At 40.8% G+C, this 23,276-nt stretch carries 24 protein-coding genes and 1 other annotated feature; of the genes, 21 read left to right on the forward strand and 3 right to left on the reverse strand.

Going from position 1 to position 23,276, the window contains the following annotated elements; genetic code table 11:
- Positions 1-34: 34 nt before the first annotated feature.
- The 16 genes from AB1K80_RS03885 (at position 35) to AB1K80_RS03960 (ending at position 17,950) form a co-directional block, all read left to right on the forward strand.
- Positions 35-763, forward strand: coding sequence for a response regulator (locus AB1K80_RS03885; protein ID WP_412855306.1), 729 nt, complete (start codon positions 35-37; stop codon positions 761-763).
- The gene (gene pnpS / locus AB1K80_RS03890) at positions 756-2,498 is read left to right on the forward strand and encodes a two-component system histidine kinase PnpS (protein ID WP_412855307.1); all 1,743 of its coding nucleotides are present in this window, start codon (positions 756-758) and stop codon (positions 2,496-2,498) included. Before AB1K80_RS03885 ends, pnpS begins: the two co-directional genes overlap by 8 nt.
- 253 nt (positions 2,499-2,751) lie before the next feature.
- Entirely contained in the window at positions 2,752-5,388 is a 2,637-nt protein-coding gene (polA, locus tag AB1K80_RS03895; protein WP_412855308.1) for a DNA polymerase I, read from the forward strand.
- A 27-nt stretch (positions 5,389-5,415) separates the two neighbouring features.
- Positions 5,416-6,249, forward strand: coding sequence for a DNA-formamidopyrimidine glycosylase (gene mutM, locus AB1K80_RS03900; RefSeq protein ID WP_412855309.1), 834 nt, complete (start codon positions 5,416-5,418; stop codon positions 6,247-6,249).
- 172 nt (positions 6,250-6,421) lie between these two features.
- Complete coding sequence (gene ytaF, locus AB1K80_RS03905; protein WP_412855310.1) at positions 6,422-7,054, forward strand: sporulation membrane protein YtaF; 633 nt, start codon at positions 6,422-6,424, stop codon at positions 7,052-7,054.
- Positions 7,055-7,067: 13 nt separating this feature from the next.
- Positions 7,068-7,673, forward strand: coding sequence for a dephospho-CoA kinase (gene coaE / locus AB1K80_RS03910; RefSeq protein ID WP_412855311.1), 606 nt, complete (start codon positions 7,068-7,070; stop codon positions 7,671-7,673).
- A gap of 172 nt (positions 7,674-7,845) precedes the next feature.
- The gene (locus tag AB1K80_RS03915; RefSeq protein ID WP_412855312.1) at positions 7,846-8,868 is read left to right on the forward strand and encodes a glyceraldehyde-3-phosphate dehydrogenase; all 1,023 of its coding nucleotides are present in this window, start codon (positions 7,846-7,848) and stop codon (positions 8,866-8,868) included.
- A gap of 231 nt (positions 8,869-9,099) precedes the next feature.
- Positions 9,100-9,480, forward strand: coding sequence for an adenosylmethionine decarboxylase (gene speD / locus AB1K80_RS03920; protein WP_412855313.1), 381 nt, complete (start codon positions 9,100-9,102; stop codon positions 9,478-9,480).
- A 184-nt stretch (positions 9,481-9,664) separates the two neighbouring features.
- Positions 9,665-10,051, forward strand: a complete 387-nt coding sequence (locus tag AB1K80_RS03925) for a cytosolic protein (RefSeq protein ID WP_412855314.1) — start codon at positions 9,665-9,667, stop codon at positions 10,049-10,051.
- 4 nt (positions 10,052-10,055) lie between these two features.
- Positions 10,056-10,514, forward strand: a complete 459-nt coding sequence (gene nrdR / locus AB1K80_RS03930; protein ID WP_412855315.1) for a transcriptional regulator NrdR — start codon at positions 10,056-10,058, stop codon at positions 10,512-10,514.
- A 99-nt stretch (positions 10,515-10,613) separates the two neighbouring features.
- Entirely contained in the window at positions 10,614-12,035 is a 1,422-nt protein-coding gene (locus tag AB1K80_RS03935; RefSeq protein ID WP_412855316.1) for a replication initiation and membrane attachment family protein, read from the forward strand.
- Positions 12,036-12,052: 17 nt separating this feature from the next.
- Positions 12,053-12,982, forward strand: coding sequence for a primosomal protein DnaI (dnaI, locus tag AB1K80_RS03940; RefSeq protein ID WP_412855317.1), 930 nt, complete (start codon positions 12,053-12,055; stop codon positions 12,980-12,982).
- Between the two features lie 30 nt (positions 12,983-13,012).
- The gene (locus tag AB1K80_RS03945) at positions 13,013-13,651 is read left to right on the forward strand and encodes a TVP38/TMEM64 family protein (RefSeq protein WP_412855318.1); all 639 of its coding nucleotides are present in this window, start codon (positions 13,013-13,015) and stop codon (positions 13,649-13,651) included.
- 60 nt (positions 13,652-13,711) lie between these two features.
- Entirely contained in the window at positions 13,712-14,581 is an 870-nt protein-coding gene (ytxC, locus tag AB1K80_RS03950) for a putative sporulation protein YtxC (RefSeq protein ID WP_412855319.1), read from the forward strand.
- Between the two features lie 334 nt (positions 14,582-14,915).
- Positions 14,916-16,856 carry a threonine--tRNA ligase gene (thrS, locus tag AB1K80_RS03955; RefSeq protein WP_412855320.1) on the forward strand — a complete coding sequence of 647 codons (1,941 nt, stop codon included), beginning with the start codon at positions 14,916-14,918 and terminating at the stop codon, positions 16,854-16,856.
- A 167-nt stretch (positions 16,857-17,023) separates the two neighbouring features.
- A complete protein-coding gene (locus AB1K80_RS03960) occupies positions 17,024-17,950 on the forward strand; it encodes a methyl-accepting chemotaxis protein (protein ID WP_412855321.1) in 927 nt (308 codons plus the stop codon).
- A gap of 46 nt (positions 17,951-17,996) precedes the next feature.
- On the opposite strand, the gene AB1K80_RS03965 is transcribed toward AB1K80_RS03960, so the two are convergent.
- Positions 17,997-18,776: an HAD family hydrolase gene (locus tag AB1K80_RS03965; RefSeq protein WP_412855322.1), complete on the reverse strand. Its 780-nt coding sequence runs from the start codon at positions 18,774-18,776 to the stop codon at positions 17,997-17,999.
- Positions 18,777-18,901: 125 nt separating this feature from the next.
- On the reverse strand, positions 18,902-19,477 hold the full coding sequence (locus AB1K80_RS03970) for a DUF4352 domain-containing protein (RefSeq protein ID WP_412855323.1): 576 nt from the start codon (positions 19,475-19,477) through the stop codon (positions 18,902-18,904).
- Positions 19,478-19,815: 338 nt separating this feature from the next.
- Positions 19,816-19,947 (forward strand) — a sequence feature (ribosomal protein L20 leader region).
- 71 nt (positions 19,948-20,018) lie between these two features.
- On the opposite strand from AB1K80_RS03970, the gene infC reads away from it, so the two are divergent.
- The 4 genes from infC (at position 20,019) to AB1K80_RS03990 (ending at position 21,480) form a co-directional block, all read left to right on the forward strand.
- On the forward strand, positions 20,019-20,534 hold the full coding sequence (infC, locus tag AB1K80_RS03975) for a translation initiation factor IF-3 (protein ID WP_024425720.1): 516 nt from the start codon (positions 20,019-20,021) through the stop codon (positions 20,532-20,534).
- A 24-nt stretch (positions 20,535-20,558) separates the two neighbouring features.
- The gene (gene rpmI / locus AB1K80_RS03980; protein ID WP_003216324.1) at positions 20,559-20,759 is read left to right on the forward strand and encodes a 50S ribosomal protein L35; all 201 of its coding nucleotides are present in this window, start codon (positions 20,559-20,561) and stop codon (positions 20,757-20,759) included.
- A gap of 31 nt (positions 20,760-20,790) precedes the next feature.
- On the forward strand, positions 20,791-21,150 hold the full coding sequence (gene rplT / locus AB1K80_RS03985) for a 50S ribosomal protein L20 (protein WP_412855324.1): 360 nt from the start codon (positions 20,791-20,793) through the stop codon (positions 21,148-21,150).
- 63 nt (positions 21,151-21,213) lie between these two features.
- Positions 21,214-21,480 carry a DUF1294 domain-containing protein gene (locus AB1K80_RS03990; RefSeq protein WP_412855325.1) on the forward strand — a complete coding sequence of 89 codons (267 nt, stop codon included), beginning with the start codon at positions 21,214-21,216 and terminating at the stop codon, positions 21,478-21,480.
- A gap of 19 nt (positions 21,481-21,499) precedes the next feature.
- On the opposite strand, the gene AB1K80_RS03995 is transcribed toward AB1K80_RS03990, so the two are convergent.
- A complete protein-coding gene (locus AB1K80_RS03995; RefSeq protein ID WP_412855326.1) occupies positions 21,500-21,901 on the reverse strand; it encodes a sigma-w pathway protein ysdB in 402 nt (133 codons plus the stop codon).
- A 176-nt stretch (positions 21,902-22,077) separates the two neighbouring features.
- Here AB1K80_RS03995 and AB1K80_RS04000 point away from each other — a divergent pair, with 176 nt between their 5' ends.
- Positions 22,078-23,166 (forward strand): M42 family metallopeptidase, encoded by a 1,089-nt coding sequence (locus tag AB1K80_RS04000; RefSeq protein WP_412855327.1) that lies wholly within the window; start codon positions 22,078-22,080, stop codon positions 23,164-23,166.
- The last annotated feature ends 110 nt before the right edge of the window (positions 23,167-23,276 follow it).

Genomic DNA, 23,276 nt, shown 5'->3' on the forward strand with positions numbered 1-23,276 from the left:
GGATGTAGGGGAAATCACTAATTGGAGGCACAACATGAATAAAAAAATATTAGTTGTGGATGATGAAGAATCAATTGTAACACTTCTAAGTTATAACCTTGAAAGAGCAGGCTATGATGTCGTCACAGCAAGAGACGGGGAAGAAGCGCTTGAGAAAGCAGCGAGTGAACAACCGGACCTCATTGTGTTAGATTTGATGCTTCCAAAAATGGATGGCATTGAAGTGTGCAAACAACTGAGAATTCAAAAAATGATGTTCCCTATCTTAATGCTAACCGCAAAAGATGATGAATTTGATAAAGTACTTGGGCTAGAACTCGGGGCGGATGATTACATGACAAAACCGTTCAGCCCTAGAGAAGTGGGCGCTCGGGTCAAAGCAATTTTAAGAAGAGCACAACAAGCACAGCCAGTTCCTTTACAAGAAGAGAAGGAAGAGGTTGCTGTAGATCAAATCAAAATCGGCGAACTCAGGATTTTGCCTGAACATTACGAAGTGTATTTCAAAGAAGAACGCTTAGAATTAACGCCAAAAGAGTTTGAGCTCCTTCTTTACTTGGCCAAACATAAAGGCCGTGTTCTCACACGTGACCTATTATTAAGTGCTGTTTGGAATTATGACTTTGCAGGTGATACACGGATTGTTGATGTACATATAAGCCACTTGAGGGACAAGATCGAAAAGAATACGAAAAAACCAACATATATAAAAACCATTCGGGGACTAGGCTACAAATTGGAGGAGCCTAAACAGCATGAGTAAAATCAGAACCCGCCTGTTTTCGGGGCTCATCTTTCTCCTGTTTATTGTCTTTGTTGGGCTCGGTGTTTTTTTAGATCACATGTTTCATGTCTTTTACGAAACAAAATTAACGGATCGAATGGAAAAAGAATCGAGCTTTCTCCTTTCCTCTATGAATGCGGATGATCTTGCTGCAAACCAAAATGAGGAGGTTCTTCAAAAGGCAAAGCAGAATCTAGATATGGATGGATCGATCGTAGACCTCAAGGGGAATGTGATACATACAACCGGTCAAGGAAATCAAAGTGTCATCAAGCAAAGTAAGCTGAAACTTGATCGCATTGAACGAGAAGGAACCATCATTGATGATAAACGGGATGCTTTTTTTCATTATGCCATCCCGATTATGAAACAAAACGAACCTGCGGGGTATCTGTTTCTTCAAGGGTCGTTTCAGCCTATAAATGAAATTGATCGTCAGCTTTGGCTCGCACTTGCCTTTTGTCTTGGATCAGCTGTCATCATTATCGTCTTCTTCGGCTATCGCATGTCGATGAAGTATGTCAAGCCGATTGATTATGCGACAAAGGTAGCAAAACAATTAGAACGCGGCAATTATGACACGAATCATTACGAAGAGCTGATTATTGAAACAAGTGAGCTCAATACATCAATGAAGCGCCTTGCAGAAAGCCTTCAGGAAATGACCAGTGCGGGTGAAATGCAGAGAGACCGTCTTCAAACGGTCATTGAAAACATTGGTGCGGGGATTATTCTCATTGATAAGATGGGTTATATCAATTTGATCAACCGTACATTCCGCAAACAATTTAAAGTGCAAAAACACATTTACATGCACAAGCTGTATCATGAAACCTTTACAAATCATGAGATTATTGAATTAATCGATGAAATCTTCATGACAGAAACCAAGGTTCGTAAATTACTCCGTCTCGAAGTAGAAATTGAGCGTCGCTACTTCCAAGTGGATGGCGTCCCAATTTTAAGTACTGACGATGAATGGAAAGGGATTGTCCTTGTGTTTCATGATGTGACGGAAACAAAGCGTTTAGAAGAAATGCGAAAAGACTTTGTGGCAAACGTTTCGCATGAGCTAAAAACACCGGTTACGTCTATTAAAGGGTTCTCTGAAACGCTACTTGACGGTGCCATTGATGACAAAGAAGCGTTAACAGAATTCCTTTCAATCATACTAAAAGAAAGTGTCCGTTTAGAAACCCTTATTCAAGATTTACTAGATCTATCTAAAATTGAACAGCAGCACTTTAAACTCAATATCCAAGAAGCCAATGCGACTGAAATCATTCAGGAGATTGAATTGTTACTGAAACATAAAGTAGCTGAAAAAGGAATTCAGCTGCATGTTCGAATCCCGAAAGAGCCTGTCTATGTCATGGCGGATCCATTGAGATTAAAACAAATTTTCCTCAACCTCGTAAACAATGCACTGACGTATACCCCAGAAGGCGGGAGTGTCACAATTAGTGCGAGACCAAGGAAGGATGGATGTGAATTCGATGTGGCAGATACAGGGATTGGTATGAAGAAAAAAGAGATTCCAAGAATTTTCGAGAGATTTTATCGAATCGATAAGGATAGAAGCAGGAATTCTGGTGGTACAGGGCTTGGGCTAGCCATTGTGAAACACCTTGTTGAAGCGCATGGAGGAACGATCTCTGTCCGTAGTAAACAAGGAAAAGGAACGACCTTTACAGTGATTTTGAAGGAAAAATAGAAAATATTGAGATGGGCGTTAAAATTTACATGATCTTTACAAAGTATTCACGATTCTTTAAACAATCATTGGTAGGATGAATAGGAACCCCTTCATCCAAGGAGCCAATTTGGAAGGACGAAAACACTTGTTGTTTTCGTCCCTTTTTTATGTAGGCCGGTCTATTTTCTTTTCAAAATAAACTTTGATAAAATGAAGATACGAAGTGTGAAAGAGACGGCTGAGATAGCTCAGTCGATGGAGGAATAAAAAGATGACAGATAAAAAGAAATTAGTACTTGTAGATGGAAACAGTCTTGCCTATCGGGCATTTTTTGCTTTACCGCTCTTATCAAATGATAAAGGCGTACATACAAATGCCATTTATGGTTTTGCGATGATCTTAATGAAAATGCTGGAGGACGAGAAGCCGTCACATATGCTCGTTGCATTCGATGCAGGAAAGACAACCTTCCGTCATGAAACGTTTAAAGAATATAAAGGCGGAAGACAAAAAACGCCGCCAGAGCTTTCGGAGCAAATGCCATTTATCCGTGAATTACTAGACGCTTATAATGTCAAAAGGTACGAGCTTCCTCAATATGAGGCAGATGATATTATTGGTACATTAGCGGTTGAGGCTGAGAAAGACGGTTTTGAAGTCAAAATCTTCTCAGGAGATAAAGACTTAACGCAACTTTCAACAGATCAGACAACGGTTGCCATTACGAAAAAAGGCATCACAGAAGTCGAATATTACACACCGGCTCATATTGAAGAAAAATACGGACTCCGTCCAGACCAAATCATTGATATGAAAGGGTTAATGGGAGATGCCTCAGATAATATTCCAGGGGTACCTGGTGTTGGTGAAAAAACAGCGATCAAACTGCTTAAACAGTTTGAAACGGTTGAAAACGTGCTTGAACATATTGACGAAGTCAGTGGCAAGAAGTTAAAGGAAAAGCTTGAAGAACATAAAGAACAAGCAGTGATGAGTAAAAAACTAGCGACGATTCTCGTAGAAGCACCTATCGATGTGTCAAGTAAAGATCTCGCTTATGAAGGCCCTCACACGGATCAAGTGATTTCCCTCTATAAAGAACTCGGTTTTCAAACATTGCTAGAGCGACTGGGAGAAGCACCAGAAACGGAACAGGTCGAAGTCGAAGCGTTAGATGTCACAAAAGTCACCGATGTAACGGATGACATGCTGACAGATCAAGCTGCTCTTGTAGTAGAACAGCTTGGAGATAATTATCATGAAGCGGACTTGATCGGTTTTGCGATCCATAATGAAAACGGTGCGTTTTTTATCACAAAAGAAGATGCTCTTCAATCAGAAGCATTTACACAATGGGCACAAGATGAAACAAAGAAAAAATGGGTCTTTGATTCAAAAAGAGCAGTGGTCGCCCTTAGATGGCATCATGTTGATTTAAAAGGTGTCGATTACGACGTCCTGCTTGCTTCATATGTCGTCAATCCGCAGAAATCTTATGAGGACGTTGCGAGTGTGGCAAAGGAATATGGCCTACATTTGTCCCTTTCTGATGAAAAGGTGTATGGAAAAGGAGCAAAGCAGGCGATTCCGCATGAAGACGAACTAAAAGATCATCTTGGCCGCAAAGCAGCTGCAATCTCTGCGTTGCATGACCTGACTCTTGAAGCCTTAGAAAAAAATGATCAGCACGAACTATACGAAGATTTAGAACTACCACTTGCGCTCATCTTAGGTGAAATGGAATCTCTCGGTGTAAAAGTCGATGTAGAACGCTTAGAGAAAATGGGCGAAGAATTAACGAAGAAGCTCAAGGAGTATGAAGAAACCATTCATCGTTTAGCAGGAGAAACCTTTAATATCAACTCTCCTAAACAGCTCGGTGTTATTTTGTTTGAAAAGCTCGGTCTACCGGTCATTAAAAAGACAAAAACAGGCTATTCAACGTCTGCCGATGTGCTTGAAAAGCTTGAAGATCAGCATGAGATTATCCGTTCGATTCTTCATTACCGCCAAATTGGAAAGCTACAATCCACGTATGTGGAAGGTTTAATGAAAGTGACGCGTAAGGATACCCATAAAGTTCATACAAGGTTTAATCAGGCACTCACCCAAACAGGAAGGCTTAGCTCAACGGATCCAAACCTTCAAAATATCCCGATACGGTTGGAAGAAGGACGGAAAATTCGTCAAGCATTCGTTCCTTCAAAGGAAGGTTGGCTCATTTTTGCAGCTGACTATTCACAAATCGAGCTGCGTGTGCTCGCTCATATTTCTCAAGATGAGAACTTAATCGAAGCCTTTACGCAAGATATGGATATTCATACAAAAACGGCAATGGATGTGTTCCATGTATCTGAAGAAGAAGTGACTTCCTCTATGCGAAGACAAGCGAAAGCTGTTAACTTCGGGATTGTTTATGGCATTAGTGATTATGGGCTTTCCCAAAACCTTGGAATCACAAGAAAAGAAGCAGCGGCGTTTATTGATCGATATTTAACAAGCTTTGAAGGCGTGAAAACCTATATGGAAGACATCGTGCAGGAAGCGAAACAAAAGGGCTATGTCACCACACTATTGAAGCGTAGACGTTATATACCAGATATCACAAGCCGTAATTTTAATATCAAAAGCTTTGCAGAAAGAACAGCGATGAATACACCGATTCAAGGAAGTGCCGCAGATATCATTAAAAAAGCAATGATTGATATGGCACGGAAGCTAAAGGAAGAGAACTTAGAGGCAAACCTGCTATTGCAAGTACATGATGAATTGATTTTTGAAGCACCAAAAGAAGAAATCGCCATCTTAGAAAAGCTGGTCCCTGAAGTCATGGAAAATGCGCTTCAGCTTGATGTGCCGCTGAAAGTTGATTTTGCTTCAGGTCCATCTTGGTATGACGCAAAATAAATAGAGAAAGAAAAAGGAGCGAGGAGAATGCCGGAATTACCAGAAGTCGAAACCGTCCGGCGCACTCTTAAGCGGTTAGTCAAAGGAAAAACGATTGAAACGGTCGAGATAAAATGGCCAAATATCATCAAACGTCCTGGTGAACCGGAAGAGTTTGCAAGAAGGATGGTAGGAGAAACCATACAGAGCATTGAAAGAAGAGGGAAATTCCTACTCTTTCATTTAGACCACTATGTGATGGTCTCCCATTTAAGGATGGAAGGGAAATACCGTGTCCATGAGGCGCACGAGCCTTATGATAAACACGTACATGTTGTCTTTGCGTTTACAGATGGTACCGAGCTTCGGTACCATGATGTGCGTAAATTTGGCACGATGCACTTATTTCATCCTGGTGAAGAAGAAAAAGAGTTGCCACTATCACAGCTAGGTTACGAGCCTTTTTCAGCATCATTTACACCAGAATATTTATGGGAACGATTAAAAAAGACCTCCCGTGTAGTAAAGACCGCCTTGCTTGACCAAAAGATTGTGGTAGGGCTTGGCAATATTTATGTGGATGAGGTGCTCTTTAAGTCACGCATTCACCCAGAAACAAAAGCGAATCAGCTTAGTCTTGAAGCGTGCAAAGTGCTGCATCATCATATCATTGACACACTACAAGTGGCAGTTGATGCAGGAGGGAGCACGATTCGTTCCTATATCAACTCACAAGGAGATATAGGAACATTTCAATTGCAGCTCCTTGTATATGACAGGCGGGGTGAGCCTTGCCAGACATGTGGAAGTGTGATTGAGAAAACGGTCGTTGGAGGGCGTGGCACTCATTTTTGTGTCACTTGCCAAAAGCGACCTTTATAAAGGGGTGCCATCAGCATGCTCCCTTTTTGTCATGCATACGATAAAAAACATTCATTTTCCAGCAAGGTGTAGACTGACACACAGCCCACCTGCTCTTCATATAGTGAAGGAGAGTCTGAAGATCCTTAGGCTCTGGATCATCGTTGCATGAACAGAAAGGAAGAGTTCAGGTATGATTTCGATTTCGCTCCTATTTTTAGCTATTGCAGTCAGCATCGATAGCTTTTCGGTTGGCTTTACGTACGGTCTTCGTCAAATGAGGATTCCTTTTAAGGCCATTGCCATCATTGCATGCTGTTCAGGGATTGTCCTGCTCATTTCCATGCTGATTGGCAATCTACTCACCACATTCCTCCCTGTTTCAGTAACAGATAAACTAGGTGGAGGTATTTTGATCGCCATTGGTCTTTGGGTGTTGTACCAATTTTATAAACCAGCGAAAGAACGTGACATGCTTCTTCATGAAAAAACATTGCTTAACGTAGAAGTACAGTCTCTTGGGCTTGTCATTCAAATTTTACGAAAACCAACAAGCGCCGATATTGATCGTTCTGGAACAATCAATGGAATGGAAGCCGTGTTACTTGGGATTGCGTTATCCATTGATGCATTCGGTGCAGGGATTGGCGCTGCCATTTTAGGGTTTTCCCCCATTGTGATGAGCGTGACGGTGGCCGTGATGAGTTCCCTTTTTGTTTGTCTTGGAATTCGAGCCGGACATTATTTGTCAAACTGGCGCTGGATTGATAAACTTGCATGCTTACCAGGGCTCTTACTCATTTTAATTGGTGTTTGGAAGCTGTAAAGGAGGAAATAGATTGACGCTCGTGATCGGGTTAACAGGCGGGATTGCTAGTGGAAAAAGCACAGTCTCGCATATGATAAAAGAGCAGGGCATTCGAGTCGTGGATGCAGATGTCATCGCAAAAGAAGTGGTTGCGCCCGGGAAACCAGCGCTACATCAAATCGTTGAAACGTTTGGAGAAGATGTTTTGCTTCCAAGTGGTGAACTAAATAGGGAGCGTCTTGGCACGATCATCTTTTCAGACGAACAAAAAAGGCAGCAGCTAAATGGCATTGTTCACCCCGAGGTGAGAAAAGAAATGTTGAAGCAGCGGGACGAAGGGATTGATCATGGAGAAGCTTTTGTTGTGCTGGACATTCCGCTTTTATTTGAAAGTAAACTAGAGGGTCTAGTTGATCGCATTCTCGTTGTGTATACAACTCCTGAACTTCAGCTATCCAGACTAATGAAGCGAAATGACCTCAGTGAAGAAGATGCATTGAAACGCATGCATGCCCAGCAGTCTCTTGAAGACAAGTGTCAAAAAGCAGATCATGTCATTGATAATACAAAAGAATTGGCATGTACGCGAAAACAATTACAGAACATATTAAACGAATGGGAACATACAGATAAGTAAGAGTACATACACGTACTCTTCTTTTTTTACGCTTTTTTCTTATTTTAAATGAAAAGATCAGCCCTTTTTAGAAAATATACGTTTAAATACTGGCAATCACCATCTAATGTGATATACTAATTTCATAAAAGAATTTATTGAGTATAACACATAATAGAGGAGTGACCTGTTCATGAAGGTAAAAGCAGCGATCAATGGGTTTGGCAGAATTGGACGCATGGTCTTCAGAAAAGCAATGCTTGACGATCAAATTCAAATTGTTGCGATTAATGCAAGTTATCCTGCTGAAACGCTAGCACATTTAATTAAGTATGACACAAATCATGGACGTTACGAATACGACGTTGTAGCAGAAGATGATGCCTTAATTGTGAATGGAAAAAGAGTATTTTTACTAAATAACAGAGACCCGAAGCGACTTCCATGGGGAGAGCTTGGGATTGATATCGTGATAGAAGCAACAGGTAAGTTTAATGCAAAGGATCAAGCGATGGGGCATATAGATGCTGGAGCGAAAAAAGTCATTTTAACCGCACCAGGTAAAAACGAAGACATCACCATTGTGATGGGAGTCAATGAAGATGAATTGGATCCTGAAAAGCATGTCATCATTTCAAACGCATCATGTACAACCAATTGTTTAGCACCAGTTGTGAAACTGCTAGATGATGAATTCGGGATTGATAACGGATTAATGACGACAGTACATGCGTATACAAATGATCAAAAAAATATCGACAACCCACATAAGGATTTACGCCGAGCAAGAGCGTGTGCTCAGTCCATCATTCCAACAACGACGGGTGCCGCTAAAGCGCTTTCTTTGGTACTTCCACACTTGAGTGGAAAACTGCACGGACTTGCACTACGTGTGCCAGTATCGAATGTGTCAATGGTAGATCTCGTTGTAGACTTGAAGAAAGATGTCACAGCAGAAGAAGTAAATGCCGCTTTCTCTCATGCATCAAAAACATCTCTCGCTGGCATATTAGATTATACGGATGAACCGCTTGTCTCAACAGACTTTAACACAAATCCGTATTCAGCTGTCGTCGATGGACTAACGACGATGGTGATGGAAGGTCGAAAAGTGAAGGTTCTTGCATGGTATGACAATGAATGGGGTTATTCATGTAGAGTCGTTGATTTGGTGAAGTTTGTTGGCTCACAGATGAAGGAGTTATCTGCTGTTTGAAATGAGGAAGACCAACCTTTGTCAAGAAATGAGAGAAAATCCCACTAAAATCACAGCTTGCAAAATAGGTCTAAACAAAGTATACTGATTTTCGTGAACTTCTTGTTCGCAGACTCATTCGGGTATACTTAAAGGGTTAGGACCTCTTAGGACTAACTTTCCCCCGTGGTATATGTCCGGTCCGGCTGCATAGAACTTCACTCTTTCATTCTTGTTTAAGGGGGGTCCATGATGGAAACAATCGGACGTCACGTTATCTCCGAGCTATGGGGATGCGACTGTGATAAACTGAACGACATGGATTTTATTGAAAAAACATTTGTAAATGCAGCTTTGAAATCAGGAGCTGAAGTAAGAGAGGTTGCGTTTCATAAATTTGCACCTCAAGGCGTAAGTGGGGTTGTCATTATTTCTGAATCTCATTTGACAATTCACAGCTTTCCTGAACATGGTTATGCGAGCATAGATGTCTATACTTGCGGCGACCTAGATCCGAATATTGCAGCTGACTATATCGGTGATGAATTAGGTGCTGAAACAAGAGAAAACATCGAAATTCCTCGAGGCATGGGACCTGTTCAAGTCAAACAGGCAGAAGCCAAAGCACTATAAACATAAAAAAGATGACAATGGGAGCTGGCCAAAAGCATTGAATGCCTTTGTGTTATGCTCCTTTTTATATTTGTTCCAAACACAAAATCAAATATTTCCCACCTTCTCTATACTTTTGTTCTAGGAAAACAAAGGTTTTTTTTATAAAATGAAGAAGAGGAGTCACAACAAAGGGGATACGTGTATGACTTTAGGACAAAAGTTGAAACGATACATGTCAAATCATACGGAAACGTCTGACCATCATCCAGTGTCGGAGTTGAAAAGCCGTTACTACAAATCGACAAATTCACACGTTTTTCAAGCCGTGGAAGCGGTGCTTTCTCAAAATGAACGATATCAAGTGACATCTGTTTCAGCAGAACGAGGTGAAATAAGTGCCAACATACGAAAGCCTAAAAAAGCCTTTCTCGTGGCGACGATCATTTCAATTCGACCTTTTGAAACAGCTGTTGATTTTAATGTAACAACAGAAACGGCTCTACCAACTGACTTTGGTTATAGTCAAAAAAACGTTCTGGTATTATATGAAGAACTGGATAAACAACTTCCAAGAATAGATCGGAGCTGATGAAATGAAGTGTCCCACATGTCAGCACCTTGGAACAAGGGTGCTTGATTCAAGACCAGTAGATGAAGGAAAATCCATCCGTCGTAGAAGAGAGTGTGAAAGTTGCCAATATCGCTTTACGACATTTGAGAAATTAGAACAATTGCCACTCATTGTCGTGAAAAAAGAAGGCATACGAGAGGAATTTAGTAGGGAAAAAATGCTAAGAGGACTTATCAAAGCCTGCGAAAAGCGTCCTGTCTCCTTAAAACAGCTAGAAGATGTCTGTTTTAACATCGAAAAAGAGCTGCGTAATCAAGGCATGTCAGAAGTGAAAAGCGAGCTTGTCGGTGAAATGGTGATGGACGAGCTGGCGAAAATTGATGAAGTGTCCTACGTTCGATTCGCCTCAGTGTATCGTCAATTTAAAGATATCAATGTGTTTATTGATGAATTAAAAGACTTATTAAAAAAAGAACGTTAAAAAGAGCTTGAGATTCTTCATGCTCTTTTTCCTACGTAAAGCGTAAAACATCAAAAGAGTGTACAATGGAAAGTATCGCACGTAAGGGAGGATCAGCATATGACAGAGCATTGGAAGGAAGTGCTAGCCGTCGATCCGTATGTCGTCAAAAGCGCTTCATTGCTCGGAGACATCGATAGACAGCTTATCACTCTTTTATATCAACCGCTCATAGGCATGTCCGCTTTTAGCTTATATATGACGCTTTGGGGGGAACTGGAACAGAACCGTATGTGGGGGAAGCCCGCACCTCATCGGCAACTCATGGTGATGCTTCAAACGAATTTAAATGATATTTTTGAAGAACGTTTAAAGCTCGAAGCCATTGGCTTACTTCGCACATATGAACAGGAAACGGAAGAGGGCAGACTGTTTACATATGAGCTCGTGCCGCCACTTAGACCAGATGAGTTTTTCCAAGATGGCATGCTAAATGTCCTTTTGTACCACCGCGTGGAGAAAGCCAAATATAGTCAGCTTCGTGATTATTTTTCTTATCCAAGTGTTCCTGCCGAAGCAAAGAACATTTCGCGCTCATTTGAAGACGTATTTCACGTACTGCAACCAGGTGAACGGAAAATGACGGAAGAAATTAATCAAGAATCATCGCTGGAAGATGGCTATGAATATGTGACAGTGGGATCTAGTCAGTCTGCACCTCTTTCAGATCAGTCCTTTGACTTTGATCTGTTATTGGCTGGGATGTCTGACATGATGATCCCAAGAAAAGCGCTCACCAAACAGGTGAAAGAGACAATCAAGAAATTAGCGGTCGTATATGGCATTACACCATTACAAATGCAAAACCTTGTTGCAGGTGCCTGTGGACCGGATCAGATGATCTCAACAGAGGATTTAAGAAAAGCAGCGCGGGATTGGTATCAAATCGAATACAGCGGTGACCAGCCGAAGCTGATTGATCAAAAACAGCCAAGACATTTACGTCATGATGATTTGCAGGGTGAAGCAAACACACCTGATGCCAAATTGATTGAAAAACTCAACCACATTTCGCCTAGAGAATTTCTAAAGGATATGGCAGATGGCGTTGAGCCGACCTACGCCGACTTAAGAATTATTGAAGAAATTATGCTTGAACAAAAGCTAGAGCCTGGCGTCATGAATGTCCTCATTTACTATACACTGCTCAAAACAGATATGAAGCTGTCAAAAACATATATGCAAAAAATTGCTGCACACTGGGTCAGAAAGAAAATTAAGACCGTGGCAGCCGCAATGAAGATTGCCAAAGAAGAGAACAGGCAAATGACAGAATGGGCACAGCAGAAGAAACAGCGCACATCCTATGGAACGAAACATGTCATTCGCGAAGAAAAATTGCCTGAATGGATGAAAGAAACTGAAACGAAAAAGCAACCATCAATTGATCAAGCAAATGATCTATCAACAGAAGATCTCGAACGAGAGAAAGAAAAATTGTTAGATCAATTTAAAAATATGAAGAAATACAATGCACATTAATGCGAGGTGAGAAAGAGATGAAACCGATCGGCCATTCATTTGAACAGCTAAAAGGACGAGTGGATTTTCGAGAGAGATATAATCAAATTAAAGAAAGTGTGTTATCCGATGGATACGTACAAGCCTTCTTGAAGGACCATCAAGATGAGATTGATGAAGACATGATCAATCGAAGCTTGAATCGACTGTTTGAGTATGTCCAGCAATCAAAGGGTTGCTCTTATTGCTTAAATGGAGAGGAGATCACTCCCATTTTAGATGGGTATCACCCGAAGCTTGTGGTAAAAGGGCGAAGCATTGATATTGAATATTCACCTTGTGCTGTGAAATTAAAACAAGATCGACAGAAAAGACAACAATCACTCATGAAAAGCATGTACATTCCGCAGAATGTCCTGCAAGCGACATTTACAGATTTGAATGTTGTTGGAAGACAAGAAGTGATTCAAAAAATCGGTCAATTCCTGCAAAGCTATGTTGAGACGGGTAAAGGAAAGGGCTTATATTTACACGGGAAATTTGGAGTAGGGAAGACATATATTCTTGCCGCGATTGCACAACAGCTCGCCGAAAAAGACTACCCATCTCTCCTTGTATACGTGCCTGAATTTGTGAGGGAATTAAAAAATTCATTAGCGGATCATACACTTGAAGAGAAGTTGAATATGGTCAAATCAACACCTATTTTAATGCTTGATGATATTGGGGCAGAGTCCATGACGAGCTGGGTGCGTGATGAATTGATCGGAACCATTTTGCAATATCGTATGGCTGAACAACTGCCGACCTTCTTCTCTTCTAACTTTTCGCTGAGTGAGCTAAAGCATCATTTCACCTATTCACAGCGTGGAGAAAAAGAAGAGGTCAAAGCCGCTCGTTTAATGGAACGGATCATGTATTTAGCAGAGCCTGTCTTGCTTGAAGGAGAGAACCGTCGTCATTTATAAGAGGAGGAATCGCAAGGGGGAGCAAATCATATGAACAAAAGAAAATGGCTTTTCGTTCTAGTGATTGGTGTTCTGGTGGGTGCGCTATGGTGGCTGAACAAACAGCACCTTCAGCTGTCACCAAAGGATGTGAAGGAGTGGGTGCTTCAATTTGGTATGCTGGCACCCATTGTTTTTCTTTTTTTATCCTTATTTCGTCCGTTTGTTCTTGTTCCTGTCACTGTCTTTTCATTAGCAGCTGGGCTTTCATTCGGCAGCGTACTTGGGACGATTTATGCCTTATTCGGAGCTACAGCCGGCGCCACAGGATCTTTTTGGCTTGCTTCTACCTTTCATACAAATAAGCGTAAAACCGAATCAAGCAACCGGAAACGACAAGCAGTGATGTCGCGTATTCAGCAGCATGGTTTCATTTATATTTTATTACTGCGAATTGCTCCAATTCATTTTGATTTTGTGAGCTATGCGGCTGCAGCCTCTCGTGCCACATATCCCGCGTTTGTAGCTGCCACCTTTGTAGGATTGATACCCGGTACGATCGCGTTAAATGTCCTTGGTTCAAGTGTTGTCAGCGGAAATTATGTATCATTGGCAATTGTCTCTTTGATTTATTTGATTTTCATTTTGGTCCCGCTGATCTTAAAAAGAAAGATGCCTGATTTATTTTAGGCGTCTATTTTTTATGATCTCCCCATATATATGTAACAGATGTCGTTAGGGGGGACAAACATGCTTGAAATAATCTTTGAAGATGAATATGATACCGCCGCTTTTTTACATCTTGCTGAGCACTTGGACAGTCGGCATCACATGTCAATTCAACAAGGGAAGAATCGTCTTCTCATTGCAACCAAAGAATCAGAAGAAGCACTTGTGCATTTCGTGCGTCCATTACTGGTTCACTTTTTTTTGGAATGCAAAGAAAATGAACGTATGCGTAGCATCCTTGAAAACACATACTTATTTAAAGATCCAGAAGAACAGCACCAAATTCTATCCATCGCCCATAGCCTCATCAAGGGGGATATAGACGATATTCCTGGCATTCATCAAGAGCCTTCAAGGGAATTACTTTTAAAGAAAGAACTTGAGACGCTCTCATTGCAACAAGGGATTTTTTCAATTGGCTCATTTATGAGGTTTAGGCTCTCAGAATATGATGAGCGGCTGAAGCATTATGTCGAGGTAGCCATTGAAGAATATAAGATGGAGCAAGAATACCAAAACTTTATCCAATCACTTCGAGACTATGTGATGAAAAGAGAACCTAAGCTGGACAAAGTACATGTTGTGCATCAAGATCGTCTATTGATTTGGGAATTTCGCTACGCATCAGAGCGTGATCAAAAACAATACATAGACAGACAGTTCGTAAGAGAGCATCCAATGTATATTGATTCGCAGCTTATCGCACCGCTTGTATCCATTGCCCCGGAAAAGATTGCCCTTTTTACAAATGACACCGGTCATTCAATGGTACAAACCATCCAGAATATTTTTCAAGAAAGGGTGGAGGTATTCCCGCCTCACGCGTTTCAGGAGCAGAATGTTCGTTTTGTACATGACCACTATGAAAAGAAAAATGCAAAGCTTTCTTGATTTTCACGAAAAAACGTTTTATAATACGGTGTAACTTCATACAGAGACCGTATTGATAAGGACATGATCAAATGAATACCGGCTGAAAGAGAGGGGAGCCATGGCTGAAAGCTTCCTAGCAGAGGATCATTTGCTTTACCACCTTTGAACATCAGCTGTGAATGTATCTAGTAATAGCTGACGGGAATTCCCGTTATCGAACCACAAGCCGTATTTGCGTATGCGTGAAATTGCAAATTCGGGAAAAAGGGTGGAACCACGATTCCGTTTATTCAACCTCGTCCCTTTCCAGGGGGCGGGGTTTTTATATTGCCAAAAAAAGGAGTGACCAGAGATGTCAGAACAAATTCAACTTACATTTCCAGATGGAGCAGTCAAGGAGTTTGATAAAACAGCCACAACAGAAGACATCGCGGCATCAATTAGCCCGGGCCTAAAGAAAAAAGCGCTTGCCGGTAAACTGAACGGTAAAGAAATAGATCTGCGTACGCCGCTTTTAGAAAGTGGCACTATTGAGATCATCACTGATAAAAGTGAAGAAGCACTTGATATTATGCGCCACAGCACAGCGCATTTATTGGCGCAAGCGATTAAACGTCTGTATGGAAAAGAGCATCATGTCCAGTTTGGCGTAGGTCCTGTCATCGAAAATGGCTTCTACTACGATGTCGATATCGATGTGGCCATTACACCAGAAGATTTACCAAAGATTGAAAAAGAAATGAAAAAGATCATCAACAGCAATTTGCCAATTGAGCGTATTGAAGTGTCAAGAGAAGAGGCAAAAGCGCGCTTTGAAGCAATTGGCGATCAATTGAAGCTAGAGCTGTTAGAGGCCATTCCAGAAGGTGAAGCAGTCACTATTTACGAACAAGGAGAATTCTTTGACCTTTGTCGCGGAATTCATGTGCCATCTACAGGGAAAATCAAAGAGTTCAAACTATTAAGCCTTGCAGGTGCATACTGGAGAGGCGATAGTAACAATCAAATGCTTCAACGTATTTACGGTACAGCTTTCTTCAATAAAGAAGATTTAAATGAACATTTACGTATACTAGAAGAAGCAAAAGAACGTGACCATCGTAAACTTGGAAAAGAGCTAAAACTCTTTGCGAATTCTCAAAAGGTTGGTCAAGGTCTTCCGCTTTGGTTACCAAAAGGGGCAACGATTCGACGCGTCATTGAGCGTTACATTGTGGACAAAGAAGTGCGTCTTGGCTATGAGCATGTATACACACCAGTTCTAGCAAGTGTAGAATTGTATAAAACATCAGGCCACTGGGCGCATTATCAGGAAGATATGTTCCCAGTGATGGAAATGGATAACGAAGATCTTGTCCTTCGTCCAATGAACTGCCCGCACCATATGATGATTTATAAAAATGAACCGCATAGCTATCGTGAACTGCCAATTCGGATTGCAGAGCTTGGAACCATGCACCGCTATGAAATGTCAGGTGCTTTATCAGGACTTCAACGTGTACGCGGCATGACGTTAAACGATGCACATATCTTTGTTCGTCCAGATCAGATCAAAGACGAGTTCATTCGGACTGTTCGTTTAATTGAAGAAGTGTATCAAGACTTCGGCTTAAATGATTATACTTTCCGTTTGTCTTACCGTGATCCAGAGGATACAGAGAAGTATTTCGATGATGATGAGATGTGGGACAAAGCACAGTCAATGCTGAAAGATGCAATGGACGAGCTTGGACATGACTACTACGAAGCGGAAGGCGAAGCCGCTTTTTACGGACCGAAGCTCGATGTACAAGTGAAGACAGCTCTTGGAAAAGAAGAGACGTTGTCCACTGTACAGCTAGATTTCTTATTGCCAGAACGCTTTGACCTGACGTATATCGGTGAGGATGGGAAACATCATCGTCCAGTTGTGATTCATAGAGGTGTCGTTTCTACAATGGAACGCTTTGTCGCCTTCTTAATAGAGGAATACAAAGGGGCCCTACCAACATGGCTTGCACCTGTCCAATTCCAAGTCATTCCGGTATCGCCATCCGTTCATCTGGACTATGCGAAAAAAGTACAAGAGCGATTGCAGCTTGAAGGTTTACGTGTTGAGCTTGATAGCCGTGATGAAAAAATTGGGTATAAGATTCGAGAAGCGCAAATGCAAAAGATTCCGTACATGCTTGTCGTCGGTGATCAAGAATCAGAAAATGGCGCTGTTAACGTGAGAAAGTATGGCGAACAAGATTCAGAAACAATGGATCTAGAAGCTTTTGTGAAACATGCGGTAGCAGAAGCGAAAAAATAAATGCTTCTTCAATAAACCGATGATCTCTCTTTTGAGATCATCGGTTTTTCTTCATGGTAATGAAACATTCACTTCTTGTGGTCTACACCATTGGATGGTATGTTTTAATAGTGCAAAAGATTCGGGTCTCATGCACTATTCAACACGAGTAAATGGAGGAATGATCATTGGTTCACACAACGAATAGATTATCAACACAAGTATTGGAGCAATCCGCTGTTCTAGGTGCATTGGAGCATTCACTTGCAATGATTGAATTTAATCTCAATGGAGAAGTGCTATGGGTGAACGATATTTTTGCAAAAGCGATGGGGTATGCGGTTGAGGAAATGATCGGCTTAAAGCATAAACAATTTTGCCCGCCGCATATTGCATACGACGCCAGTTATCAATTGCTTTGGGATCGATTGAAGTCTGGTCAAGTATTCCAAGAAAAAGTACAGCGAATGAGTAAACACGGTGAGACGTTATGGCTGGAAGCAACGTATGCACCTGTTCGAAATGATCAGGGACAAGTCGTGGCTGTTGTGAAGGTTGCGACAGATATTACGGAAAGAGAGCTGACGATGAAACAAGTCGTAGCGGATTTAAAAGAAATGTCTACAAAATTGATGGAAAGAGCGGAAATTGGCATCCAGTATAGTCAAAGTGTCAATACCTCTTTTGAACATATCGCAAACGAGACAGATCAAAACATGGGGCTATTAGAAGGGTTGAGCCAGCAGGTGGAATCGATCAGTTCAATTGCGACGACCATTAGCGGTATCGCCTCACAAACCCAACTGCTTGCATTAAATGCTGCCATCGAAGCTGCACATGCGGGAACCTATGGAAATGGATTTAGTGTCGTGGCGGCAGAAATTCGTAAGCTTGCCACAAATTCAAAAGAGGCGATTGTGAAAGTTGATCAATATGTCAATGCGATTCACCTTGAGGTTGAGAAAGTCAGCAAAGGAACGAGTCGAGCAAAGAGCAGTGTGTTTACAAATCTAGATCTTGTGAAGCAAACAAATGAAGAATTTATCAATGTCGGTGAAGCAGCTCGGGGCTTAGATGAACAAGCACAACGCCTTGCATCAAAACTGAGTGGTTAAACCAAAAAACACCCTGACGTAAACGAGTAGGGTGTTTTTTATCGCATTATTTTAATATATCAAATAATTCATGTAAGTCTTTGATTTCAAAATCTGGCGTCACATCTGTTTCATTTTTCTTGCCATGGCGATTGATCCAAACAGTTTGGATGCCTGCACGGGATGCACCAAGGATATCTGTCTTTGGGTTATCTCCAACCATGATCACATCGTCTTTTGTTACGTTTAATAGCTGTAAGCAGTGTTCGAAAATGCCCGGATCAGGTTTCCCTTTTCCGTAATCTCCCGAAATCACGATTTCATTAAAATAAGGAGCAAGCTCTGGCACGCCAGCAAGCTTTTCTTTTTGAAGGCTAGGATCCCCGTTTGTTAAAAGGAGTAACTCGTAATGCCCTTTTAGACGCTCTAACACAGGATACGTTTCCTCATAGACATACGGACGTTTTCTGCGCTCTGCTGCAAAATAGTCGGCCAAGTATTGTCCAAATGCCTCATCGTCAATTCCCGCTACTTTTAAGCCGTTCGTCCAAGCATTTTTACGATACTCAGGTGCAAGGGCGTTCAGTTTTTGAAAGCCTTCGCTAATTGGTTCACTAAAGTTTGACCACAGTCCTTCGAATGGATTAATGCCAATCATGACAGTATAATCATATGTTTCATATGACGTGTACAGCTTTCTGGCTTCCTCACGGACGATCTGTTCAAATTCTTCTGGATCGAGTCCATACTTCTTTTGTGCCTCTTCGCATGTTGCCTGAAAAGTTGTGTGAATGCTTTTTTCATCCCAAAGCAATGTATCATCTAAATCGAAAAATACGGCTTTCATGATCTTCTCCCTTGTTATGTAAGTATTTTGACAGGCTCATGTTCATTTTACAATAGAAGATTTAGAGTTTAAATAGAGGATTATGTGATATGAAAAAAAGTGCACAGAAAATGTACACTCTTTCATTATTTTGATAAATCAATGGTCTTATACTTACCGCCAGACCATCCAAATCCTGAAGAAACTTGTAGAGAGAATGTCTTTTCATCTGGCACTTCAAAAACGACTTTTCCCTTTTTAGGTAACTTAGGGTTTACTTGTTTTAAGAAAAAGCTGGATTGGGTATCGTTCACGTACATATTGTTTGTTGCGAGTGATTTGTATTCTGTTCCGTCTTTCCCGATCAATTTGAACATATCCGTATCTACGAATCTATCTTTTTTCCCGATATTCGTAATGGTTACTTCCACAACGACAAATTTACCGTCTGTCGTGACATCACTTAAATACTCTTTTTGCAACGTTTGTTTTTCTGTCACGTCATTCACTTGATATGTGAAGTCTTCAACTGTCACTTTATCTCCTATTTTATGTGCTTTTTCTTTTTTCTTCTTCTTTTCACTACTTGTTGCTTCATTTTTTGCATCCGTGTTTGATTGCTCCTCTTTTGTGCCGCTGCCCCCAGCCATACAAGACACGAACATAAAAATCAGAATGAGAATAATGATACTAAGACATCCATACTTAAAAAAGTTCTTCAAAATAATCCCCCTACATCTGTTGATATGTGACCATTTCATATGTTTACCAAATTAATAATATGACTAAAGAATTATAAAATCAATCATTTTTTTGAAAAAATAGATATTATATCCTTTTTTAATACAATATAAACCTGTTTATGATTCTTTTGGTTCGTGTAACTTGACTTATATCGACATTGGAAGGAAGAAATGAAGTTTTTGGGGGGATTTTAATGAAATGAAAATATCCCTTGCTCTCATCGACTCATCATGCTAAAATGAAAAAGTTGTTTCAAGAGTTCGGTTACTTGACGGACAATTGAAAATTGTGTAGAATTATTAACGAATTGAATAGATATCACAAGCAGGAGCACCCGCTTCTCACCTGATTGACACATGTTTGTAGTTGACAGGTTGACCGTACATTTATTTTTTCATGCAAATGTTCGAAGTGTGGGTGTTTTATATGCCCACACTTTTTGTTTGCCTGTAAAACATACAACGAAATGGTCAAAATGAATTGTGAACTCAATTCAAAATCTCATGGAGGTGGCTCACTATTAGCAAAGATCAATTAGTTAATGAAGGTATTCGTGCGCGTGAAGTTCGTTTGATCGGACAAAATGGCGATCAGCTTGGGATTAAAACCCGCCAGGAAGCCCTGGAAATTGCTGCTAAAGCCAATCTTGACCTTGTGTTAGTTGCTGCAAATGCAAAACCACCTGTTTGCCGAATCATGGACTATGGTAAGTTCCGATTCGAACAGCAGAAGAAGGAAAAAGAGGCACGTAAGAATCAAAAAATCATTAGCTTAAAAGAAGTTCGGTTGAGCCCGACAATCGATGAACATGACTTTAACACGAAGCTCCGTAATGCAATCAAATTCCTTGAAAAAGGCGATAAAGTGAAAGCTTCTATCCGCTTTAAAGGGCGTGCGATTACGCATAAAGAAATCGGACAGCGCGTGTTAGATCGTTTCTCTGAAGCTTGTGCTGAAGTAGCGACAGTAGAAACAAAGCCTAAGATGGACGGACGTAGCATGTTCCTCATGCTAGCACCAAAAGTCGAAAAGTAAAGTAATAGAGGGAGGAAATATCCAATGCCAAAAATGAAAACTCACCGTGGATCTGCTAAACGTTTCAAAAAAACAGGTTCTGGTAAACTTAAACGTTCTCATGCGTACACAAGTCACTTGTTCGCAAACAAATCTACAAAGCAAAAACGTAAATTGCGTAAGAGCGCAATCGTAAGTGCTGGAGATTTCAAACGTATCAAACAACAACTTGCAAACATCAAGTAATTTGGAATAGGAATCATAGGAGGGAAATACAATGCCAAGAGTAAAAGGCGGAACTGTGTCGCGTCAGCGTCGTAAAAAGGTTCTTAAATTAGCAAAAGGTTATTTCGGTTCAAAACATAGATTATATAAAGTAGCAAACCAACAAGTCATGAAGTCTGGAAACTACGCTTTCCGTGACCGTCGTCAGAAAAAACGTGACTTCCGTAAACTATGGATTACTCGTATCAATGCTGCAGCTCGCATGAACGGTCTTTCTTACAGCCGTTTAATGCATGGCTTAAAGCTTGCTGGTATCGAAGTAAACCGCAAAATGCTTGCTGATCTTGCTGTGAATGACCTAGGTGCATTCAATCAGCTTGCTGATGCTGCAAAAGCACAACTAGACAAGTAAGTCATTTAAGAGATCATTCCATTCTGGAGTGATCTCTTTTTCTCATCATGTGAGGTGAACAGAATGAATATCGGTCTCATCGTACTGCTCGTTATCGTAAATGGTTATGGGTTTTATCTCATGGGAGAAGATAAACGGCGAGCAAAAGCAAAAAAATGGCGGATTTCAGAGGCGCAATTATGGAGTGTCGCATTCCTTTTTGGTGCGGCTGGATCATTGATTGGCATGCAATATTATCGTCATAAAACAAAGCATGCTTCCTTTCAATTCGGCATGCCGGCTTTAATTGTGCTTCAGGTGTTTGCCGTAGCATATCTCTTTATGAACTAAAAAGGAGCAGACGCCACGGCTACGGCGTGTCTGCTCCTTTTTTTTGTTTGATTTTTTTTATAGGTTGATCCCAGTCAATTTTTGTTTGAGGATACCGTTCAATAATGCTCTCCTCGAGTTTTCCAAAGTCTTCTAATGTGAATTCACTTAACTTCTCAGGTGACTCGGTCCAAACGTAAATGGAGTGGACAAAAAGAGGGTGATCCTTAGAAGGAACATGCTTTTCTCCTTCAAACAAGACACCTTTATAGACGAAATTAAAATTTTTGCGTGCATTTTGTTTTTCATCCATAAAATAAAAGCCTTCTTTTAGTTGTGCTTGTTTTAGCTTTCTTCTCGGGTTTGAGAAGAATTTTACCGCCATGTAGAAAATATAGATTAGCAGTGCCACTAAAGCGAGCCTAATCAGAATCACAAACATGACAGGATGCACCTCCAATACCGTTATCTGATGTACTACGAATGAAAAGCCAAAAAGGTTTCAACTTTTTTAAAAATATTTCGTTAAACGAAAAATTATTCATAAAAAGATCGTATTGAATGAAAAAGGTTTTGTATAATAAGAATGCACCATGAAGTAAAAGGAGGATAATTCGAATGACAAAGCTAGATCAAACCTTAACCATGCTGAAAGACCTGACGGATGCAAAAGGTATTCCAGGTAATGAACGTGATGTCAAAAAAGTCATGCAGACATACATAGAATCATATGCAGATGAAATTTCTACTGATCGCCTTGGTAGCCTGATCGCCAAGAAGGAAGGAAACGCAAACGGCCCGAAAATCATGTTGGCTGGTCACTTAGATGAAGTTGGATTTATGGTGACTAAAATCGATGACAAAGGCTTCATTCGGTTTCAAACGGTTGGTGGCTGGTGGTCACAGGTGATGTTGGCACAACGTGTAACCATTATGACGAAAAAGGGAGAATTAACAGGTGTCATTGGTTCAAAACCACCTCATGTTCTGTCGCCAGAAGCACGCAAAAAATCTACAGAGATCACAGATATGTTTATTGATATTGGGGCTTCAAGTAAGGAACAAGCAATGGAATGGGGTGTTCTTCCAGGAGACCAAATCGTACCTTACTTTGAGTTTACAGTGATGAACGATGAAAAGATGCTTCTTGCGAAAGCGTGGGACAACCGTATAGGCTGTGCAGTTGCCATAGACGTCATGAAAAATCTCAATCAATCTCAACATGAAAACATCACCTATAGTGTAGCGACCGTTCAAGAGGAGGTTGGATTACGTGGTGCTAAAACAGCTGCTGCTACCATTCAGCCCGATATTGGATTTGCCATCGATGTAGGTGTCGCTGGAGATACACCTGGTATAACAGAAAAAGAAGCGACAAGTAAACTTGGTAAAGGTCCAACAATCGTTGTATTTGATGCTTCAATGGTCTCTCATAAAGGGCTTCGTGATTTTGTTGTACAAACTGCAGATGAATTAAATATTCCTTACCAATATGATTCAATGCCTGGTGGTGGAACAGATGCTGGTGGCATCCACTTAACAGGTCATGGGGTTCCATCTCTATCAATCGGGATTCCAAGCAGATACATTCATACTCATGCAGCCATGATACACCGAGATGATTATGAAAATGCAGTAAAACTTTTAACAGAAGTGATTAAAAGACTGGATCAAAAAACAGTCGAGCAGATTACGTACGGTTCCTAATCTGAAACCTTTCCTCATTCAAGAGGAAAGGTTCAGATTGTAGAGAAACTCATGTTTTTCTACAATCTTTTTTATTTTAAAGGTATATATGTTGAATGAAATGTATCGAA

The organism is Bacillus sp. 179-C3.3 HS (assembly GCF_047229225.1).
Lineage (GTDB): Bacteria > Bacillota > Bacilli > Bacillales > Bacillaceae > Bacillus.

Excerpts from the sequence above, each read along its gene's own strand:
- ytxC (WP_412855319.1), top strand. The coding sequence starts at position 13,712 with ATGCTTGAAATAATCTTTGAAGATGAATATGATACCGCCGCTTTTTTA.
- rpmI (WP_003216324.1), top strand. The coding sequence starts at position 20,559 with ATGCCAAAAATGAAAACTCACCGTGGATCTGCTAAACGTTTCAAAAAA.
- pnpS (WP_412855307.1), top strand. The coding sequence starts at position 756 with ATGAGTAAAATCAGAACCCGCCTGTTTTCGGGGCTCATCTTTCTCCTG.
- rplT (WP_412855324.1), top strand. The coding sequence starts at position 20,791 with ATGCCAAGAGTAAAAGGCGGAACTGTGTCGCGTCAGCGTCGTAAAAAG.
- thrS (WP_412855320.1), top strand. The coding sequence starts at position 14,916 with ATGTCAGAACAAATTCAACTTACATTTCCAGATGGAGCAGTCAAGGAG.
- AB1K80_RS03935 (WP_412855316.1), top strand. The coding sequence starts at position 10,614 with ATGACAGAGCATTGGAAGGAAGTGCTAGCCGTCGATCCGTATGTCGTC.
- AB1K80_RS03995 (WP_412855326.1), bottom strand. The coding sequence starts at position 21,901 with ATGTTTGTGATTCTGATTAGGCTCGCTTTAGTGGCACTGCTAATCTAT.
- AB1K80_RS03915 (WP_412855312.1), top strand. The coding sequence starts at position 7,846 with ATGAAGGTAAAAGCAGCGATCAATGGGTTTGGCAGAATTGGACGCATG.
- dnaI (WP_412855317.1), top strand. The coding sequence starts at position 12,053 with ATGAAACCGATCGGCCATTCATTTGAACAGCTAAAAGGACGAGTGGAT.
- AB1K80_RS03925 (WP_412855314.1), top strand. The coding sequence starts at position 9,665 with ATGACTTTAGGACAAAAGTTGAAACGATACATGTCAAATCATACGGAA.
- AB1K80_RS03990 (WP_412855325.1), top strand. The coding sequence starts at position 21,214 with ATGAATATCGGTCTCATCGTACTGCTCGTTATCGTAAATGGTTATGGG.
- AB1K80_RS03885 (WP_412855306.1), top strand. The coding sequence starts at position 35 with ATGAATAAAAAAATATTAGTTGTGGATGATGAAGAATCAATTGTAACA.
- AB1K80_RS03945 (WP_412855318.1), top strand. The coding sequence starts at position 13,013 with ATGAACAAAAGAAAATGGCTTTTCGTTCTAGTGATTGGTGTTCTGGTG.
- mutM (WP_412855309.1), top strand. The coding sequence starts at position 5,416 with ATGCCGGAATTACCAGAAGTCGAAACCGTCCGGCGCACTCTTAAGCGG.
- AB1K80_RS04000 (WP_412855327.1), top strand. The coding sequence starts at position 22,078 with ATGACAAAGCTAGATCAAACCTTAACCATGCTGAAAGACCTGACGGAT.
- nrdR (WP_412855315.1), top strand. The coding sequence starts at position 10,056 with ATGAAGTGTCCCACATGTCAGCACCTTGGAACAAGGGTGCTTGATTCA.
- polA (WP_412855308.1), top strand. The coding sequence starts at position 2,752 with ATGACAGATAAAAAGAAATTAGTACTTGTAGATGGAAACAGTCTTGCC.
- speD (WP_412855313.1), top strand. The coding sequence starts at position 9,100 with ATGGAAACAATCGGACGTCACGTTATCTCCGAGCTATGGGGATGCGAC.
- AB1K80_RS03965 (WP_412855322.1), bottom strand. The coding sequence starts at position 18,776 with ATGAAAGCCGTATTTTTCGATTTAGATGATACATTGCTTTGGGATGAA.
- ytaF (WP_412855310.1), top strand. The coding sequence starts at position 6,422 with ATGATTTCGATTTCGCTCCTATTTTTAGCTATTGCAGTCAGCATCGAT.